The organism is Pseudomonas sp. W2-17, from assembly GCF_041060445.1.
GTDB lineage: Bacteria > Pseudomonadota > Gammaproteobacteria > Pseudomonadales > Pseudomonadaceae > Aquipseudomonas.
Genome location: NZ_JAUFNS010000003.1, coordinates 261,518 through 281,018 on the forward strand (window position 1 = coordinate 261,518; position 19,501 = coordinate 281,018).

At 62.5% G+C, this 19,501-nt stretch carries 16 protein-coding genes; 5 read left to right on the top strand and 11 right to left on the bottom strand.

Annotated elements, in window-relative coordinates; all coding sequences use genetic code 11:
- Nucleotides 1–45 precede the first annotated feature (45 nt).
- The 9 genes from tldD to mreB form a co-directional block, all read right to left on the bottom strand.
- Nucleotides 46–1,488, bottom strand: coding sequence for a metalloprotease TldD (gene tldD / locus QWI20_RS05340; protein ID WP_369304524.1), 1,443 nt, complete (start codon nt 1,486–1,488; stop codon nt 46–48).
- Between the two features lie 2 nt (nt 1,489–1,490).
- Entirely contained in the window at nt 1,491–2,342 is an 852-nt protein-coding gene (locus tag QWI20_RS05345) for a carbon-nitrogen hydrolase family protein (RefSeq protein WP_369304525.1), read from the bottom strand.
- A gap of 148 nt (nt 2,343–2,490) precedes the next feature.
- A complete protein-coding gene (locus tag QWI20_RS05350) occupies nt 2,491–6,306 on the bottom strand; it encodes a YhdP family protein (RefSeq protein WP_369304526.1) in 3,816 nt (1,271 codons plus the stop codon).
- A gap of 190 nt (nt 6,307–6,496) precedes the next feature.
- Nucleotides 6,497–7,954 (bottom strand): ribonuclease G, encoded by a 1,458-nt coding sequence (rng, locus tag QWI20_RS05355; protein WP_037012596.1) that lies wholly within the window; start codon nt 7,952–7,954, stop codon nt 6,497–6,499.
- Entirely contained in the window at nt 7,951–8,562 is a 612-nt protein-coding gene (locus tag QWI20_RS05360; protein WP_192132384.1) for a nucleoside triphosphate pyrophosphatase, read from the bottom strand. The genes rng and QWI20_RS05360 overlap by 4 nt, the downstream gene beginning before the upstream one ends.
- Nucleotides 8,563–8,790: 228 nt before the next feature.
- On the bottom strand, nt 8,791–9,282 hold the full coding sequence (mreD, locus tag QWI20_RS05365; RefSeq protein WP_065990112.1) for a rod shape-determining protein MreD: 492 nt from the start codon (nt 9,280–9,282) through the stop codon (nt 8,791–8,793).
- Nucleotides 9,282–10,454, bottom strand: a complete 1,173-nt coding sequence (gene mreC, locus QWI20_RS05370) for a rod shape-determining protein MreC (RefSeq protein ID WP_369304600.1) — start codon at nt 10,452–10,454, stop codon at nt 9,282–9,284. The genes mreD and mreC overlap by 1 nt, the downstream gene beginning before the upstream one ends.
- A gap of 50 nt (nt 10,455–10,504) precedes the next feature.
- A complete protein-coding gene (locus QWI20_RS05375; RefSeq protein ID WP_369304528.1) occupies nt 10,505–10,642 on the bottom strand; it encodes a hypothetical protein in 138 nt (45 codons plus the stop codon).
- A gap of 16 nt (nt 10,643–10,658) precedes the next feature.
- Nucleotides 10,659–11,696, bottom strand: a complete 1,038-nt coding sequence (gene mreB / locus QWI20_RS05380; protein WP_020292894.1) for a rod shape-determining protein MreB — start codon at nt 11,694–11,696, stop codon at nt 10,659–10,661.
- A 207-nt stretch (nt 11,697–11,903) separates the two neighbouring features.
- Between mreB and gatC the strand changes: the two genes are divergently transcribed.
- The 5 genes from gatC to QWI20_RS05405 all read left to right on the top strand — a co-directional run bounded on the left by gatC (nt 11,904) and on the right by QWI20_RS05405 (nt 16,679).
- Nucleotides 11,904–12,191 carry an Asp-tRNA(Asn)/Glu-tRNA(Gln) amidotransferase subunit GatC gene (gatC, locus tag QWI20_RS05385; protein ID WP_369304529.1) on the top strand — a complete coding sequence of 96 codons (288 nt, stop codon included), beginning with the start codon at nt 11,904–11,906 and terminating at the stop codon, nt 12,189–12,191.
- A gap of 15 nt (nt 12,192–12,206) precedes the next feature.
- Complete coding sequence (gene gatA, locus QWI20_RS05390) at nt 12,207–13,658, top strand: Asp-tRNA(Asn)/Glu-tRNA(Gln) amidotransferase subunit GatA (protein WP_369304530.1); 1,452 nt, start codon at nt 12,207–12,209, stop codon at nt 13,656–13,658.
- A gap of 11 nt (nt 13,659–13,669) precedes the next feature.
- Nucleotides 13,670–15,133 carry an Asp-tRNA(Asn)/Glu-tRNA(Gln) amidotransferase subunit GatB gene (gene gatB, locus QWI20_RS05395; RefSeq protein WP_369304531.1) on the top strand — a complete coding sequence of 488 codons (1,464 nt, stop codon included), beginning with the start codon at nt 13,670–13,672 and terminating at the stop codon, nt 15,131–15,133.
- Between the two features lie 73 nt (nt 15,134–15,206).
- Nucleotides 15,207–15,581, top strand: a complete 375-nt coding sequence (locus QWI20_RS05400) for a septal ring lytic transglycosylase RlpA family protein (protein ID WP_282370478.1) — start codon at nt 15,207–15,209, stop codon at nt 15,579–15,581.
- A gap of 45 nt (nt 15,582–15,626) precedes the next feature.
- Nucleotides 15,627–16,679, top strand: coding sequence for a calcium/sodium antiporter (locus QWI20_RS05405; RefSeq protein ID WP_369304601.1), 1,053 nt, complete (start codon nt 15,627–15,629; stop codon nt 16,677–16,679).
- Nucleotides 16,680–16,701: 22 nt separating this feature from the next.
- Here QWI20_RS05405 and QWI20_RS05410 read toward each other — a convergent pair whose 3' ends face one another.
- Nucleotides 16,702–17,643 carry an AEC family transporter gene (locus QWI20_RS05410; protein ID WP_369304532.1) on the bottom strand — a complete coding sequence of 314 codons (942 nt, stop codon included), beginning with the start codon at nt 17,641–17,643 and terminating at the stop codon, nt 16,702–16,704.
- A gap of 101 nt (nt 17,644–17,744) precedes the next feature.
- Entirely contained in the window at nt 17,745–19,307 is a 1,563-nt protein-coding gene (locus QWI20_RS05415; protein WP_369304533.1) for an alkaline phosphatase, read from the bottom strand.
- Between the last annotated feature and the right edge of the window lie 194 nt (nt 19,308–19,501).

Consider the following 19,501-nt stretch of genomic DNA (forward strand, 5'->3'; position numbering starts at 1 on the left):
TGCTGCGCCGTTTGAATCACTCAACCGGCGCAAGCCCCTCGATTATCAAGCCCCGCCTGTGCCGCCAACGGTGATCGCATCGATCTTCAGCGTGGGCTGACCGACGCCTACCGGAACCGATTGACCGTCCTTGCCGCAGGTGCCGACGCCGCTGTCCAGGGACAAATCGTTGCCGACCATCGACACGCGGCTCATGCATTCCGGGCCGTTGCCAATCAGCGTCGCGCCTTTCACCGGTGCGGTGATTTTGCCGTCTTCGATCAGATAGGCCTCGCTGGTGGAGAACACGAACTTGCCGCTGGTGATATCTACCTGCCCGCCACCGAGGTTGGCGCAGTAGATCCCGCGCTTGACCGAGGCGATGATTTCCGCCGGATCGCTCTGGCCGCCGAGCATGTAGGTGTTGGTCATGCGCGGCATCGGCAGGTGCGCGTAGGACTCGCGACGACCATTACCCGTGCGCGCGACGCCCATCAGCCGTGCATTGAGCTTGTCTTGCATGTAGCCCTTGAGCACGCCGTTTTCGATCAGCGTGGTGCACTCGGTCGGGGTACCTTCGTCATCGACGGTCAGAGAACCGCGGCGATCGGCCAGGGTGCCGTCATCGACAATGGTGCAGAGCTTGGACGCGACCATCTCGCCCATGCGACCGCTGTAGGCCGAGCTGCCTTTGCGGTTGAAGTCGCCCTCAAGGCCGTGGCCGACCGCTTCGTGCAGCAACACGCCGGACCAGCCGGACCCCAACACCACCGGCAAGGTGCCCGCCGGCGCCGGAATGGCTTCAAGATTGACCAGCGCCTGACGCAGCGCTTCACGGGCATACCCCATGGCGCGGTCGTCGCTGAGGAAATAACGGTAATCGGTGCGACCGCCGCCGCCGTGTCCGCCGCGCTCACGACGGCCGTTCTGCTCGACGATCACGCTGACGTTGAAGCGCACCAGCGGGCGTACGTCGGCGGCAAGACCGCCGTCAGTGGACGCCACAAGAATGCGTTCCCAGACACCGGCCATGCTCACGGTGACTTGCTGAATGCGCGGGTCCAGCGCACGGGTGGCGGCGTCGACACGCTTGAGCAATTCGACTTTCTCGGCGCGGGTCATGACTTCCAGCGGGTTGTTCGGCGCGTACAGCTGGGCGACGTCCTGGGTGGTGAACGCCTGGACCCGGCCGTTCTGGCCAGCACGGGAAATCGAGCGTGCGGCGCGCGCCGCCTGGGTCAGGGCTTCAGGGGTGATGGCGTTGCTGTAGGCGAAGCCGGTTTTCTCGCCTGACTGAGCGCGTACACCCACGCCCTGGTCGAGGTTGAAGCTGCCTTCCTTGACGATGCCGTCTTCCAGCTCCCAGGACTCGGAAATCTGCCCCTGAAAATACAGGTCGGCCGCATCAATGCCGGGGCCGGCCAGCTCGCCGAGCACCGATTGCAGGCTGTCGATGCTCAGGCCGCCTGGTGCCAGAAGGTGTTCGCTGACAGAGGACAAGTGGCTCATATTCACTCCGGGGTATTGGCAGGTCGCACGGCGGCCTGCGAAAAAAATCGCCGGTGATTCGATACCGGCATGCGCGCCCGTATGGACGCTTGTTCTACGCTGTCTCGTTCGGCCAGCAGCACGGCTTCACCCTGTGCCTGCTCGGCCAGCACGCGGCCCCATGGATCTATGATCGTCGCGTGCCCAAATGTTTCTCTCGGCCCCGGATGAATGCCGCCTTGCGCCGCCGCCAGCACGTAGCACTGGGTTTCGATGGCCCGGGCGCGCAGCAGAATCTCCCAGTGCGCCGCGCCGGTGACGGCGGTAAAGGCCGACGGCGCGGTGATCAATTCAGCCCCCGCCTCCCGCAGCGCGGTGTACAGCTCCGGGAAGCGAAGGTCGTAACACACCGAAAGTCCCAGCCTGCCGACCGGCGTATCGGCTACCACGACATTGTTGCCGTGGGCGTAATCGTCGGATTCCCGGTAGCGCCCCCGTGCATCGGCGACATCGACGTCGAACAGGTGCAGCTTGTCGTAACGCGCGACCTGCCGGCCCTGATCGTCGATCAGCAACGAACACGCCGTGACTTTGCCATCAGGCTGACCTTCAGGGGGCAGCGGCAATGTCCCGGCCACTATCCATAAGGTGAGGTCGCGAGCGGCAAGTTTCAACCATGGCAGGATCGGTCCTTCGCCAAGGGCCTCGGCGCGGCCAATGGCAGCCACATCACGACGGCCCATCGCGGCGAAGTTTTCCGGGAGCACGGCCAGTTTCGCGCCCGACGCAGCGGCCTGTTCCAGCAATCGGCGCGCCTGGGCCAGATTGCCGAGCACGTCGCTCTGGCTGACCATCTGAATGACTGCGAAGGACATACACGCTCCCTGATCGATAGAACTGCACTCTACTCCAAGCGCTGAGGATTGGGCTTGCTCGACACGCTGATTTCAACTTAGTGGGACCGGCTTTAGCCGGGAATACGTCGGGCGTTACACCGCAGATTCATTTGCCGGGCGTTACGCCTCACTGCGGTTTCTCGAACGGCTTGTCGAAGGTGATCTTCGGTTCTTTCCATGGCCCTTCGACCTTGTACTGGACGCTGGCGAAGCGCGATACGCGATCACCTAACAACTTGTCGACCAGAAACAACGCGCCGCCAATCGCCGGTGCGCCGACGATCAACGCAGCAATCGGCAAGTTATTGGTCACCGGCAGGGTCACCAGAAGCTTGGCGTCGACGCGGTCGCGGACCATGTCCAGCGTGCCGTCGAGCTCCAGATTGGTGGACGGGCCGGTCATGGTGATTGGATTACGTGTGACGTACACCCCATCGCTCGCCACCAGCAACCCTTTGACTTTGTCGTAGCTCAGACCCTTGCCCAGCAGGTCGGAGAAGTCCAGACGCAAACGCCGACCTATCGAGTTAAAGTTGAGCAGGCCGAACACCCGCAGCGCCTGCGCACCGCCTTCGACTTCGACGAACTGGCCGTTCTTCAGCGTCGCATCCAGATTGCCGGAATAACGCTTCAACCCTACCCAGGCGGGCGAGCCCGGCCAGCGTCCGTCAGCGTTCAGCTCGAACTCCTGACTGGTGACCGTGGGCGCGAAACCCCAGGCCTTGAGCACATCCGCGAGATTCTTGCCGCTCACCTGGCCTTTGAACCAACTGCTGGTCGCCCCCGGCGTGCCTTCCCAACCGCCACTGCCCAGCAGCGCAATACCTTTGAGACCCAAATTCATGTCAGCCATCTGGATGCCGTTCGGCGTCGGCCGGACTTTGAGCGACCACGCGCCCATCAACTGATCGCCCTGAAACAGCTGGGTGATCTTGATGTCCAGCGCCGGGATCTTGCGCGGGTCGACGTCTGCCAACGGATCCGGGGCGTTTTCCACAACTGCCGCGTTCGGGTCAGGCGCGGGCAGGCGCACGTACAGCAGGCTGATGTCGATCGGCGCGGTTTTGCTGTCCGGCAACGTCGCCGTGCCTTTCACCTTCGAGCTGTCCAGCGACAAGGCCCACGCGGCACTGCTGCGTTGGAGCTGAACGCCCACTTGCTCCAGCGTCGTGCCCATCGCGGTCAGTTTGCCGATCTGCAAATCCACACTGTTGAGCAACTGCTTGGCGCTGCCGCCCGGGTCATTGCCAGCGTAACGCCCAGCCATGGCTTGCCAGGGCGCGATGTCCAACTCGGATAACGAACCGCGAACACGCAATCCCTTGGTATCCGGCACGATCGCACCGCCTTCACCGAGGAACAGCTCGCCACGGCCGTCGCCGAATTTCCCCGGCGGCGACGCGAACGCCAGATTGGCGATATTGCCGTAGCCGACGTCGATACGCCGCTCCGGGCCTTGCAGGTTCATGCGGAAATCGGTGTCGCGGGTGTCATCGGCGGTTTTGCCGAAAGGAGCCGGCAGGTCAATCGCCAGCCCTTTCAGGTCCGAGTTGATCTGCAGCTGGCTGGCGTTGCCGTTCAACGTTAGCTGCAACTGATAGGGGAGATCCCCCGAAATCGGCAGCGGCTGCGTGACGCCCAGCCAATCGGTCAGGCGTTTGCTGGCGATCTGGCTGCTGGCGGTGATGCGCGTCACCGGCGCCCCCGGTTTGCCTTCGGCGAAAATCTCGGCATTGACCGGCTTGTCGAAGGCAACGGCCTTGATGTTCTTGCCGCTCAGGCCTTTGGTGTAATCAAAACGGAAGTCACCGCGCAGTTGCGTCAGCTCAAGCACCGGATCGGCGAGCTTGAGCCGCGCGCTGTCGGTACTGAAATCCATCACGACCTTGGGGTCCTGCCCCTTGACCAGCGGAATATCCAGATTGAGGTGCCCCTGCAACGGCCCTTCCGCCTGCCAGCCGGCGAAGGTCTGGCCGGTGCCGATTGGCGCTTCCTGAAGAATCTTCATGCCGTCCTGAAGGCTGCCTTTCAGGTCACTGTCCACCAACAGATGGCTGGACTGCCCCGCCGGAACATGGGGAATGTCCACCGCGACATTGCTGACCTGGGTGTTCAGCAGCTGACCCTTGTTGGCCCGAATGCGTACGCCGCTGTTTTCAACGAACACGTCACCGTCCACGTTGTTCAACTGAGGCCATCCCGGCTGGAACGCCAGGCTCGCGTTGCGCACCTTGAAGAACAGGCTGATGACCCGCGCCACGTCAGGCGCGTCTTTGTTGATCGAGCCCTGATACTGGAAGAAACCCTGATCGACGTTGCCACCCAGAATCGCGGTGCGCAGCCATTGATCGAGGGCCGGGCTGAGCACGGCCGGCAGGTACTTGGAGGTGTAGCGACCGTCGCCATCGACCAGACCGACGCGAAGGTCCATGTAGTCTTCCTGGCTGTGATCGAAGTGCAGGCGAATGAGGAAATCGCTGGCGATATTGCCCTCCTCCCCCGCGACCTTGATGTACGGCGCAATCAGCGTGAAGCCCTGATCGTCCAGCGACCAGGTCAGCTTTGCATTGGCGTGACGGTACTTCCATTCGTTACGGAAGATAGGGTCCAGGTGCAGCATGAAATCGTCGGTGTCCAGGCGAAGCTCGCCCTGGCCCAGATCACCGCTGAGGGCACCGCTGACGTTTCCCGCTGCCGGGGCGCCATGGTAAGCGTCGAAACCGACCTTGTCCAGGTTGGCGGCGAAGCTCAGTCGCTTGGGCGCTTCAGCCTGCGGTCGGTAATCGACCAGCACGTTGCGCAACCCGCCTGTGACCTTCAGGCGGTCCACCGCCACCATCACCTTGTCAGGCAACGGTGCCAGTGAGTCGAGCAGCGGCGTGATCGGCGTCAGATCAAGCCGGTCGGCCTGGAGGTGCCACAGCTCTTCGGCGTCAGCCGTCGCGGCGGTCTGCTGCAGATGAACGCGGCTCTCCCAGCGCTTGCTGTTCAGGTCCATCGCCAACGAATCGAGTGTGGCGCTGAAGCCTTTGTCGTCGCGCTGAAACCAGGCGTTGAGGGCCAGATTGTCGATGCGCGCAGGTTTGCGGTCGGCGTACGCGCCTTTGAACTGCGGTGCGTTCAGACGGGCGACGCCGCTCTGAAGACTGCCCTTGCCCCAGTTCAGCCACAGCTCGCCGCCGGCCTTGAGGTTCTGGATCTTCCAGTCGCGGGTGAGACTTTTTGGCAGCCACTTCGACCAGTCGCTTTGCGGGAGGCTCAGGTAGGCCTGGGCCTCGCCGTCGCGCCATTCGTGGGCGCGCACGGTGGAGCGAACGTTCATCGACAGCGGCTGGCCGTCGGGCAGGTTCAGGCGGGCGTCGAGGCGCTGATGCACGCTGCCGGTCTTCAGCGTCAGGCTTACATAGGTCAGCGTGAGGGGCGACTGGTCATAGGGCTGCAAAGTGATCTGGCTGTCGAACAACGACAGGTGCGAAACCATCTGCATCTGAGTGAGGATTTTCTCGGGATCGGTGACCTGATCCGGTTGTACGGGCAGGCCTTGCAGTGCCCAGTGGCCGTTCTGGTCTTCTTTCAGGCCGAACTGCAGCCCGTCCAGCTCAAGCCGTTCGAGGCGCACTTCACGGGTCCGCAGGCTGGCGAGCAGGTCAGGCATGGCCCGCACGTGATCGAGCCGAACGGCGTTACCGCCCTCGCCGATCATTACGTCACGGGCGACGAAGACAGGGGCGAAGCCGCTCCAGCTGCCTTCCAGCCGACCAATGCTCACCGGCATGCCCAGCGCGGTCTGCGCTTTGGCTTCCACGTCGGCACGGTATTCGGCCACCATCGGCACCAACTGACGCCCGACGCTTACGTACAGAGCGACCAGCACCACGAAAAGGGCGCACAGACTCAGGCCCCAACGAGTCAGCACAGCCAGAAACCGGGTCAGACGCTCCATGTCGCTGCGCCTCCGCAAAAACGGCCTGCATATGGCATCCGGCCCAATCGTGCAGGTGCGGGTACGTCCAGGTTGTGCTCAATCGCCACGCGTTGTTCTCTTTGGACGGCATCCGTTCCGTCTGCCTCAAGGGCACTGTTTTCTGTCTTCAACTGCACCGCCACTCGGCAGCACGGCGCATCACGCACTCTCAGAGCAGCACGACGTCATATTGTTCCTGGGAGTACATGGTCTCGACCTGAAAACGAATGGTTCTGCCGATGAACACCTCCAGCTCGGCCACGTTGCCGGATTCTTCGTCAAGCAGCCGGTCGACCACCTTCTGATTGGCCAGCACGCGATAACCCACCGCCTGATAAGCGCGGGCTTCACGCAGAATCTCGCGGAATATCTCGTAGCAGATGGTTTCCGGGGTCTTCAGCTTGCCACGGCCCTGGCAACTGCTGCACGGCTCGCACAGCACTTGCTCCAGACTTTCCCGAGTGCGCTTGCGGGTCATCTGCACCAGACCCAGTTCGGTGATGCCGATGATGTTGGTTTTGGCGTGATCGCGCTCGAGCTGTTTTTCGAGGGTCCGCAGCACCTGGCGCTGATGCTCGGCGTCTTCCATGTCGATGAAATCGATGATGATGATGCCGCCGATATTGCGCAGCCGCAGTTGTCGGGCAATGGCCGTCGCCGCTTCCAGATTGGTCTTGAAGATAGTCTCTTCGAGATTGCGATGGCCGACAAACGCACCGGTGTTGACGTCGATGGTGGTCATGGCTTCGGCAGGGTCGATCACCAGATAGCCGCCGGACTTGAGCGGCACCTTGCGGTCCAGCGCCCGCTGAATTTCGTCCTCGACGCCATACAGATCAAAAATCGGCCGTTCACCTGGATAATGCTCAAGGCGGTCGGCGATTTCCGGCATCAGCTCGGCGACGAACTGGGTGGTCTTCTGGAACGTCTCGCGGGAATCGATGCGAATCTTCTCGGTGCGCGGGCTGACCAGGTCGCGCAACGTGCGCAGCGCCAGACCGAGGTCTTCGTAGATCACGCTGGCCGGACTGATGGTTTTGATCTGCTCGCCAATCTGGTCCCAGAGCCTGCGCAAGTAGCGGATGTCCATCATGATCTCGTCCGCGCCCGCCCCTTCGGCGGCCGTACGCAGGATGAACCCGCCCTTCTCCTTGATCCCTTCCTTGGCGACGCAATCGCTGACCACTTGCTTCAGGCGCTCGCGCTCGGCTTCGTCTTCGATTTTCAGGGAAATGCCGACATGGGCCGTGCGTGGCATGTACACGAGGTAGCGCGACGGAATCGACAGTTGAGTCGTCAGCCGTGCGCCTTTGCTGCCGATCGGGTCTTTGGTGACCTGCACCACCAGACTTTGGCCGTCGTGGACCAGCGAGCTGATGGTTTCCACGGCCGGGCCTTCGCGCATAGAGATTTCCGAGGCGTGAATGAACGCCGCGCGGTCCAGACCGATGTCGATGAACGCCGCCTGCATGCCAGGCAGCACGCGCACGACCTTGCCCTTGTAGATATTGCCCACGATCCCGCGACGCTGGGTGCGTTCGACGTGCACCTCTTGCAACACCCCGTTCTCAACGACCGCCACGCGCGATTCCATCGGCGTGATGTTGATCAGAATCTCTTCACTCATGACTTGTCACCTTCCGGGCGTTGCCAACAGGGTATGCCGAAACGCTGGAGGATTTCTGCGGTTTCGCACAAGGGCAAACCGACCACGGCGGAATAACTGCCACTGAGGTTTTCCACGAACACCGCGCCCAGGCCTTGAATGCCGTAGCCGCCGGCCTTGTCGCAGGGCTCGCCGCTGGCCCAGTAACGGCGGGCCTCGTCCTCCGGGATCGCCCGGAAACGGACACGGCTGGTGACGGTTCGGGTTTCGCAGCGCTCTTCGTGGACCACGGCGATGGCGGTCAGGACTTCGTGTTCACGGTTCGACAACGCGGCGAGCATGGCCAGCGCTTCGGCTTCGTCCGCCGGTTTGCCGAGGATGCGGCCGTCGAGGACCACGGCGGTGTCGGCGCCGAGGACGCAGGCGGTCGGGTAGGCGGGATCGTTGGCGAGCTGAAGCAGCCCGGCGTCCGCCTTGCCACGGGCCAGCCGCAGGACGTAGGCGGCAGGGGTTTCGTTGGCCAGAGGGGTTTCGTCGATATCGGCGCTGAGGGTCGTGAACGGCACGCCGATCTGGGTCAGCAGCTCACGACGGCGCGGGGAGCCGGAGGCAAGAAGAAGGTGGGGCATGGGACGTCTCCGTGTCGTTGATCACAAGCGTAGCCTTGGTGCACACCGCTGACGTGATGGTGGTCACACCGGCCTCTTCCCTCGTAGGACCGGCTTTAGCCGGGAAAGCGCCGGGTGTCACGCCGCAGATTTCAGCCACCGGGGACAGATTGATTTACGGTGAAGCGTTGTAAATAAATCAGTCCCCTCTCCGTTCGGTTCCCGGCTAAAGCCGGTCCTACTATTTGCTTAATTGATCTTCAACCGCAAACGCAATCCGCGCAGGCCGTAGCTGACCCATGGCCAGAGCAATGCGCTGACCAACGCCGGCAGCACCAGCGCCAGGGTCGGCTGACGGTTGCCGGTCAGGGCGCTGAGCCACAATTGCACCAGCTGCGCGAGACCGAAAATCACTAGAATCACCAAGCACTGCTGCCACATCGGAAACATGCGCAAGCGCTGCTGCAACGACAGCACCAGAAAGGTAATCAGCGTGAGGATCAATGCGTTCTGTCCCAGCAACGTGCCGTACAGCACATCCTCGGCCAGCCCCAGCATCCACGCCGTGACCATGCCGATCTTGTGCGGCAACGCCAATGCCCAAAAGGCCAGCAGCAGCGCCAGCCACAAAGGGCGAAATATTTCCATGAACTGCGGCAGCGGCGAAACGCTGAGCAGCAGGCCGATGGCGAAGGTCAGCCAGACCACCCAGCCGTTTCGTGCGGGAGCATGACGCGCCATTATTCTTCCCTCTCGCGTGGAGCGGCCGGGGTAGCAGCAGGTGTCGCCGATCGGGTAGCGGCAGGTTTTGCCGCAGGTTTGGCGGCCGGCTTGCTGGTCGCGGGCTTGGCAGGCGTGGTCGCCGCCGGTGCAGTGGTCGCCGGAGCCGGCGCAGTGTTGGCGTTGGCCGGCGTCGACGAAGCACTGTGCCCGGCAGGTTTCGGCACGGTGGCCGGAACCACCGCTTTGTTCGGCGTGGTAGCGGGGGCGGCACTCGGAACAGTAGCCGATGGCACCGCCGACGGATCGGCTGCCTGACGATCAAGCGACTCCTGCTGCTGCGCAGCGTCGGCAGCGCGCTCTTCTGGCGAACGGCCATCCGAGAACACCAGCAACAGATAACGGCTGCGGTTCAGCGCAGCCGTCGGCACCGCCCGCACGATGGCAAAGGGCTGGCCGGAGTCGTGAATCACTTCCTTGACCGTCGCCACCGGGTAACCCGCCGGGAAACGCTGACCCAGGCCGGAACTCACCAGCAGGTCGCCTTCCTTGATGTCAGCGGTGTCGGCCACATGGCGCAGCTCAAGACGTTCCGGGTTGCCGGTACCGCTGGCAATTGCGCGCAGGCCATTACGGTTCACCTGCACCGGAATGCTGTGGGTGGTGTCGGTCAGCAGCAGCACGCGGGACGTGTACGGCATCAACTCGACCACCTGCCCCATCAGGCCGCGCGCATCGAGCACCGGCTGACCGAGGACCACGCCATCGCGCTCACCCTTGTTGATGATGATGCGATGGGTGAATGGATTGGGGTCCATGCCGATCAGCTCGGCGACTTCGACTTTCTCGTTGACCAGCGCCGACGAATTCAACAACTCGCGCAAGCGCACGTTCTGCTCAGTCAGGGCCGCTAGCTTTTGCAGGCGGCCTTGCAGCAGCAGGTTCTCGGTCTTGAGTTTTTCGTTTTCGGCGGCGAGTTCGGTGCGGCTGCCAAACTGGCTGGCCACGCCTTGATACAGACGCTCGGGCAGGTCGGCAATCCAGTAAGACTGCATCAGCACCAGCGACATCTGACTGCGGACAGGCTTGAGCAGGGTGAAACGCGCGTCCACGACCATGATGGCCACAGACAGCACGACCAGCACCAATAGACGGACGCCCAGGGACGGGCCCTTGGAGAAAAGCGGTTTAATGGGCCGCTCCTTCCAGAGATGCGTGCAGGGGTGCTTGAGTGTGGCTGTGCTTATTCATGCGACATGAAACCGGCCTGATGCGGGTTGATGGAAATGCAGGGCGCCAGACTTGCAACATCGCTGCGCGACGTCAACAGGTCGGACACGAACAGGCAGCACGGTGAGGTGCTGCCCGTTAAGCGCAACATGCTGCGTTCCGGCGACTTATTCGCTGGAGAGCAGGTCCATGGTGTGCTTGTCCATCATTTCCAGCGCACGACCACCGCCACGCGCGACGCAGGTCAGCGGGTCTTCGGCAACGATTACCGGCAGACCGGTTTCCTGGGCCAGCAGCTTGTCGAGGTCACGCAGCAACGCGCCACCACCGGTCAGCACCAGACCGCGCTCGGCGATGTCCGAAGCCAGCTCTGGCGGAGATTGCTCCAGCGCGCTTTTCACGGCCTGAACGATGGTTGCGAGGGATTCCTGCAACGCTTCCAGCACTTCATTGGAGTTCAGGGTGAAAGCACGTGGCACGCCTTCGGCCAGGTTGCGGCCGCGTACGTCGACTTCACGCACTTCGCCGCCCGGGTAGGCCGTGCCGATTTCCTGCTTGATGCGCTCGGCAGTGGATTCGCCGATCAGGCTGCCGTAGTTGCGACGCACGTAAGTGATGATCGCTTCGTCGAAGCGGTCGCCACCGACACGGACGGACTCGGCATACACCACACCGTTCAGGGAGATCAGCGCGATTTCAGTGGTACCGCCACCGATGTCGACAACCATCGAGCCGCGGGCCTCTTCGACCGGCAGGCCGGCACCGATGGCCGCAGCCATTGGCTCTTCGATCAGGAACACTTCACGTGCACCGGCGCCCAAAGCGGATTCGCGGATCGCACGACGCTCGACCTGGGTCGATTTGCACGGAACGCAGATCAGCACACGAGGGCTTGGCTGCAGGAAGCTGTTCTCGTGAACCTTGTTGATGAAGTACTGAAGCATTTTTTCGCAGACGCTGAAGTCGGCGATGACGCCGTCTTTCATTGGGCGAATGGCGGCGATGTTGCCCGGGGTACGGCCCAGCATCCGCTTGGCTTCCATCCCGACAGCAACAACGCTCTTCTGATTTCCGTGGGTCCGAATGGCCACAACTGATGGCTCATTCAGCACAATGCCGCGCTCACGCACGTAAATAAGGGTGTTGGCAGTGCCCAGGTCGATGGAAAGATCGCTGGAAAACATGCCACGCAGTTTCTTGAACATGGGGAAAGGACCCTAGGCAACGCGTGGGTAAAAAAGTGCGGCAAACTCTAACAACGACAGGGATTTTGGGCAAGGAGCCAATATGTTAAATTGGCGGTTTTTCCGAGCACTACCCTGGAAGATCGCGGCCTTATGACCGTTTAAAGGGCGTAGTGTTCCGCAATCTGACGTACGGCTCACCCCGTTCGCATTCCACTGGAGAACCCCATGGCGCTTGATCGCTCCGACGTGGAAAAAATCGCTCATCTGGCCCGACTGGGCCTCAATGACGCCGATATCCCGCGTACTACTGAAACACTGAACAGCATTCTCGGGCTGATTGACCAGATGCAGGCGGTCGATACCACCGGCATCCAGCCCCTCGCGCATCCCCTTGAAGCCTCGCAACGCCTGCGTGTAGACGCCGTGACCGAGGTCAATCATCGCGATGCCTACCAAGCCATCGCACCAGCGGTCCAAGACGGCCTTTATCTGGTTCCGAAAGTCCTCGACTAAGGGAATGTGCCTGCAATGCATCAAATGACTCTGGCAGAGATCGCTCGCGGACTCGCCGATAAAAAGTTTTCTTCCGAAGAATTGACCCGCAATCTGCTGGCGCGCATCGCCCAGCTGGATCCGCAGCTCAATAGCTTCATTACCGTCACCGAAGACCTGGCGATCACCCAGGCTCAGGCCGCTGACGCCCGTCGCGCGGCGGGTGAAACCGGCGCGCTGCTGGGGGCTCCACTGGCGCACAAGGACCTCTTCTGCACCAAAGGCATTCGCACCAGTTGCGCGTCGAAGATGCTCGACAACTTCAAGGCGCCCTACGATGCCACCGTGGTTGCCAAGCTCGCCGCCGCCGGCACCGTGACGCTGGGCAAGACCAACATGGACGAATTCGCCATGGGGTCGGCCAACGAATCCAGCCATTACGGCGCGGTGAAAAACCCGTGGAACCTGCAACACGTCCCGGGCGGTTCGTCCGGCGGTTCGGCGGCGGCGGTCGCGGCGCGTCTGCTGCCCGGCGCCACCGGCACCGACACCGGCGGTTCCATTCGCCAGCCTGCCGCACTGACCAACCTGACCGGCCTGAAGCCGACTTACGGTCGCGTGTCGCGCTGGGGCATGATCGCCTACGCATCCAGCCTCGATCAGGCCGGCCCGATGGCGCGCACCGCTGAAGACTGCGCGTTGCTGTTGCAAGGCATGGCGGGTTTCGACGTCAATGACTCCACCAGCATCGACGAGCCCGTGCCGGATTACAGCGCAGGCCTGAATGCCTCGCTGCAAGGCTTGCGCATTGGCGTGCCGAAGGAATACTTCAGCGCAGGTCTCGACCCGCGCATCGCTGATCTGGTCATGGCCAGCGCCGAGGAGCTGAAAAAGCTCGGCGCCGTGGTCAAGGAAATCAGCCTGCCGAACCTGCAACACGCGATTCCGGCTTACTACGTGATCGCGCCGGCCGAGGCTTCCTCAAACCTGTCGCGTTTCGACGGCGTGCGCTTCGGCTACCGCTGCGAAGACCCGAAAGACCTCACCGATCTGTACAAGCGCTCCCGTGGCGAAGGCTTCGGCCCTGAAGTGCAACGCCGGATACTGGTCGGCGCCTACGCGCTGTCGGCCGGTTACTACGACGCTTACTATTTGCAGGCGCAGAAGATCCGCCGCCTGATCAAGAACGACTTCATGAACGCGTTCGCTGAAGTCGACGTGATCCTCGGCCCGACCACGCCGAACCCGGCCTGGAAAATCGGCGCCAAGAATGCCGACCCGATCGCCGAGTACCTGGAAGACTTCTACACCATCACCGCCAACCTCGCGGGCCTGCCCGGCCTGTCGATGCCTGCCGGTTTCGCCGACGGCCTGCCGGTGGGCGTGCAACTGCTGGCGCCGTATTTCCAGGAAGGCCGCTTGCTGAACGTTGCCCATCAATATCAGCAAGTCACCGATTGGCACACCCGCTCGCCGGCTGGCTTCTAAGGAGAAAACACATGCAATGGGAAGTCGTCATCGGGCTGGAGATTCACACCCAGCTCACCACCCAATCGAAGATTTTCTCCGGTAGCGCCACCACGTTCGGCTCCGAGCCCAATACTCAGGCCAGCCTCGTCGACCTGGGCATGCCCGGCACGTTGCCGGTGCTGAACATGGAAGCCGTGCAGATGGCGGTCAAGTTTGGCCTCGCCATCGACGCCGAGATTGGTCAGCACAACGTGTTCGCCCGCAAGAACTACTTCTACCCGGACCTGCCGAAGGGTTATCAGATCAGCCAGATGGAATTGCCGATCGTTGGCAAAGGCCACCTGGACATCACCCTGGAAGACGGCACCATCAAGCGCATCGGCGTGACCCGCGCCCACCTTGAAGAAGACGCCGGCAAGAGCCTGCACGAAGACTACAGCGGGATGACCGGCATCGACCTGAACCGCGCCGGTACGCCCTTGCTGGAGATCGTTTCCGAGCCGGACATGCGCTCGGCGAAAGAAGCCGTTGCCTACGTCAAGGCGATGCACGCGCTGGTTCGCTACCTCGGCATCTGCGACGGCAACATGGCCGAAGGCTCGCTGCGCTGCGACTGCAACGTGTCGATTCGCCCAAAAGGCCAGGTCGAGTACGGGACGCGCTGCGAGATCAAGAACGTTAACTCGTTCCGCTTCATCGAGAAAGCGATCAACAGCGAGATCCAGCGCCAGATCGACCTGATCGAAGACGGTGGCAAGGTCATTCAGCAGACGCGTCTGTACGACCCGAACACCAACGAAACCCGCGCCATGCGCAGCAAAGAGGAAGCCAACGACTACCGTTACTTCCCCGATCCTGACCTGTTGCCGGTAATCATCGAAGACGCATTCCTGGAGCAGACCCGCGCCACGCTGCCGGAACTGCCACCGCAGAAACGCGAGCGTTTCCAGTCGCAGTTCGGCCTGTCGCTGTATGACGCGAGCGTGTTGGCGTCCAGCCGCGAACAGGCGGACTTCTTCGAGAAGGTCGTGAGCATTTCCGGCGACGCCAAGCTCGCGGCCAACTGGGTGATGGTTGAGCTGGGTTCGCTGTGTAACAGACTGAACACCGACATGAGTAAACCACCAGTCACCGCCGAGCAACTGGGCGGCATGCTGCTGCGAATCACCGACAAAACAATTTCCGGGAAGATAGGAAAAGAAGTTTTGGAGGCTATGGTTGCAGGCGATTGCGTTGAGATATCTGTAGGCAGCGCCGACGAGATCATCGATCAGCGCGGTCTGAAGCAGGTTACGGACAGCGGCGCCATCGAGTCGATGCTGGACGACGTCCTGGCCGCCAACGCCGAACAGGTCGAGCAATATCGCGCGGCGGATGAAACCAAACGCGGCAAGATGTTCGGCTTCTTCGTTGGGCAAGCGATGAAGGCATCGAAAGGCAAGGCCAACCCGGGCCAGGTCAACGAGCTGCTTAAGCGCAAGCTGGAAGGCTGAGCGCATTCACGCCAGTGATCGTTCCTGCGCCACGCGCGGGAACGATCAACACTTTCTGTAGGGACCCTGCCCCATGCAGCGAATCCTCGGCGCTTGCGCCCTGCTCTCTCTGCTGGCCGGCTGCGCCAGTGACGGCATCATCGACCCGCACGGTTACAACGCCACCGGCGGCGCCTCGTACTACGGCTCGCAACATCACGGTCAGCGCACCGCCAGCGGTGAACGCTTCGACGCCAATTCCCTGACCGCCGCGCACCGGCAATTGCCGTTCGGCACGCGCGTGCAAGTCACCAATCTGGACAACGACCGCAAGGTCATCGTCCGTATCAACGACCGCGGCCCGCACACCCGGGGGCGGCTGATCGATGTGTCACGTGCAGCCGCCGCGCAATTGGGTATGCTGCGCAGCGGAACCGCCCAAGTGCGGGTGCAAGCCCTCGACGACTGACTGGTGCCCTGAATTCTCGCCCTAACGAATCTGCCCTTGCCCACAATGATCGAGCTGGTCAGCGGCCTGCTGCTGATGATCATCGGCGCGCAACTGTCGGTGCGCGCTGCCGTGGCCCTTGCCGCCCTGCTCAAAACCCGCCCGCTGTTCCTCGGCCTGACCGTCGTCGCGCTGGGCAGCAGTGCCCCGCAACTGGCGGTCGGGCTGCAAGCGGCATTCACCGACAGCACCGACATCGCGGTCGGCAGCGTCATCGGCAGCAACATTTTCAACGTGCTGGTCACGCTGGGGCTGTCCGCCCTGATCATCCCGCTGCGCGTGGCCCGGCAACTGGTGCGCGTTGATCTGCCGTTGATGATCGCTGCCACCGCCCTGGTCGCGGCGCTGGCGTGGAATGGCGAGCTGAGCGCGCTGGATGGCGTCGTGCTGTTGCTGGGCATGGCGGCGTATCTGTTCGTTGTGGTCCGTCAGTTCGCCCACGGCGCGCGGCATGTGCCGAGAACAGACCTTGAGCCGCGCCGGCGCATCTGGCCGTTGCTGGGCCGTCTGGCACTCATGGCCTGCGGCCTGGCGCTGCTGACGTTTGGCAGCCATCTGCTGGTCGGCGCGGCGGTTTCAGTGGCTTTGGATCTGGGTCTGTCGGAGCGGGTGATTGGCCTGACCGTGATCGCCGTTGCGACCTCACTGCCCGCGCTGATGACCTCGCTGGTCGCCGCATTGCGCGGCGAGCGGGATATCGCGGTGGGCAATATCATCGGCAGCAACCTGTTCAACCTGCTGGGCGTGCTGGGCATCACGGCGTTGATTTCCACCGGGCCGTTGTCGATCTCGCCCAATGCGCTGGATTTCGATTTGCCGGTGATGCTGGGCGTCGCGGCGCTGTGCGTGCCGCTGTTCTATTCGGGGTATCGGATCACCCGGCTGGAGGGGCTGTTGCTGCTCGGGCTTTACGCGGTGTACGGCTTGCACATCGTGTCGTTTACCACGGGCATGCCCCTGGCCGAGCGGCTGGAGCGTTTGATGATTCACTACACGCTGCCGGTGATCGCACTGTGCATCGTGGTGGGGACGGTGCGGGCGTGGCGGCGTCAGCATTGATTGGCCACAGCCCGAATCAAGACTAAATCCACCCGCCCCACTGCAGAATGAAAATCCCGACGTTGGTCGTGACCGCTGCTGCCAGGGTGGTCATGACGATAATAGACGCGGCCAGTTCGTGATTGCCATTGGCCGCGCGGACCATGACGAAACTGGCCGATGCCGTCGGGGCGCCAAAGTACAGAAACAGAATCCCCAGCTCCGCGTGACGGAAGCCCAGCAGCCACGCGCCCAGCGTGCAGATCAGCGGCAGCCAGACCATCTTCATCAGGCTAGCGCTGATCGCCAGCGTGCCGCTCTCTCGCAACGACTTCAACGACAGCGTGCCGCCGATGCACATCAGCGCCAACGGCAGGGTCATCTGCGCGAGGTAGCTGCCGGAGGTATCGAGCCACTTGGGGAGCGGGATCTGGAAGTAGGCGAATGGCGCCGCGACGACAATGCTGATGATCAGCGGATTGGCCATGACGCTCTTGGTGATGCTCCACGGGTCGGACTTGATGACCGGGCTGTAGACCGCCAGCACAACCGTGGACAGGGTGTTGTAGAAGAGAATGACCAGCGCGGCGAGGATCGCACCGAGGGAAATGCCGTAGTCGCCGTACATGCTCGCGGCCAGGGCGAGGCCGATCACGCCGTTGTTGCCGCGAAACGCCCCTTGGGTGTAAGTGCCGCGCTCGGCGAACGGCACGCGGTAGATCGCCCATCCCCAAGACAGCGCGAAACCCGCCAGGGTGGCGACGATGAAGTAGATCAACACGTCCGGCTGAAACGCCGCGTGAAGGTCAGCGTGAATGATCCCCAGAAACAGCAGCGCCGGCATGGTGCAGTTGAACACCAGCGACGAAGCGGTGTGGATGAAGCTGTCGTTGATCCAGCCCACGCGCTTGAGCAACACGCCGAGGAACAGCATCGCGAACACCGGCGCGGTGATGTTCAGGGTTTCCAGAAAGATTGCCAGCATGCACGCCAAACCCTGAGCCGTCGTTAGGTGGCTAATGATAGGCCAGCGGCGCGGGAAGTGTTACCGGCAATTGCACAGTGGTCGTACAACCCAGGGCTGCGTCAGGCGACGGGCGCAGGTTGCAACGTCTTCTCAAACACCGACACCCCATCCAGATCCCGCAGCGTCACGGTCATCTCCCCGCTCTGGCCGTCGATGTTCACCTCACCAAAGAACTGGAAGCCGGCGAAGGGTGAAGTGTTCTGCGCCGGGGGAGCTTTCTGGAACACCAGCTCAGGGCCGAAGGTCTTGTCCAGGGTGTTAGGCCCGAAACTGCCCGCATTCAGCGGCCCGGCGACAAACTCCCAGAACGGGTCGAAATCCTGAAACACCGCCTGATCCGGGTGGTAGTGGTGCGCCGCGCAGTAATGCACGTCGGCTGTCAGCCAGACGGTGTCGCGGACCTTCTGCTGGCGCAGGAAGCCCAGCAGTTCGGCGACTTCCAGTTCACGTCCTTTTGGCGCGCCGTTGTCGGTGTTGGCGATCGCCTCCCAGCGCATCACGCCAGGGCTGATCTCGCCATCGGGCACGCCAAGGCCAACGGGCATGTCAGCGGCAATGACTTTCCACTGAGCGCCGGAAGCTTGAAGTTCGCGTTTGAGCCAGTCCAGTTGCTCACGGCCGAGGAATGCGGTGGTCGGCCCCGGTTTGTCGGCCAGATTGGCGTCGTTGCCGTCGCGGTAGCTGCGCATGTCGAGCACGAACACGTCGAGCATCGGGCCGTAAGCGATCTTGCGATAAACCCGCCCGCCGTTGTCGGCGCTCTGTAGGCGCATAGGGGAGTATTCGAGAAACGCCTGACGCCCGCGCGCCGCCAACAGCTGGATGTCTTTGACCTTGTAGCGGTCGTCGAGCTGTTTGCTCGGTGACCAGTTGTTGGTCACTTCGTGGTCGTCCCACTGCCAGATCTGCGGGACCTCGGCGTTGAAGCGCCGCAGGTTTTCGTCCATCAGGTTGTAGCGGTAGGCGCCGCGGTATTCGTCGAGGGTTTCCGCGACCTTGCTCTTCTCTTCCGTGGTGATGTTGCGCCAGACCCGCCCGCCTTCGGTGACCACTTCGGCGGGCACCGGGCCGTCGGCGTAAATGGTGTCGCCGCTGTGGATGAAGAAGTCCGGCAGGCGCAGGCGCATGGCTTCGTAGATGCGCATGCCGCCGATCTCGGGGTTGATGCCGAAGCCCTGGCCGACGGTGTCGCCGCTCCAGACGAAGCGGATGTTGCGGCGATTGACCGGCACGCTGCGCAGGTGGCCGAACCAGGGTTCGCTGGCGACGCCGGTTTGCGCGTCTTCGAAGAACACGCGATAGAAGATGGCTTGATCGGCCGGCAACCCGGTCAGTTCGACGCGCGCGGTGAAGTCGGTGCGTTGGTCGGCGAGCAGCGAGACCGTGCGGCGCGGGTTGGGGAACATGCTGCGGGTGTCCCATTCGACCACCATGCGCGCCGGCCGGTCGCTGCGACTCCAGACCATGGCGCGATCGCCGAGCACGTCGCCGGACTGCACGCCGTCGGTCATCTTCGGGCGGTCCTTGACCGAAGCAATGACCGCCGGCGCAAGCCCCGGCAACAACAATCCGGCGCCAGCGGCCTGGATGATACGGCGGCGAGTCAGGTCGAACCGGGACATGTTTATCCTCCTCAAGGGAATGCCAAAAGAAGGACGCTAGCAGCGGATTGTTTGCAGGAGATGACAGGGCAATGGGGTGAGGCTGAATGTTGACCCTGACTGGCACAAAATTCAGCGCCATACCTCGCCCCTGTGGGAGTGAGCTTGCTCGCGAAGACGCCGAACATGCAAAAGCATCGCTAGCGGCCGGACCG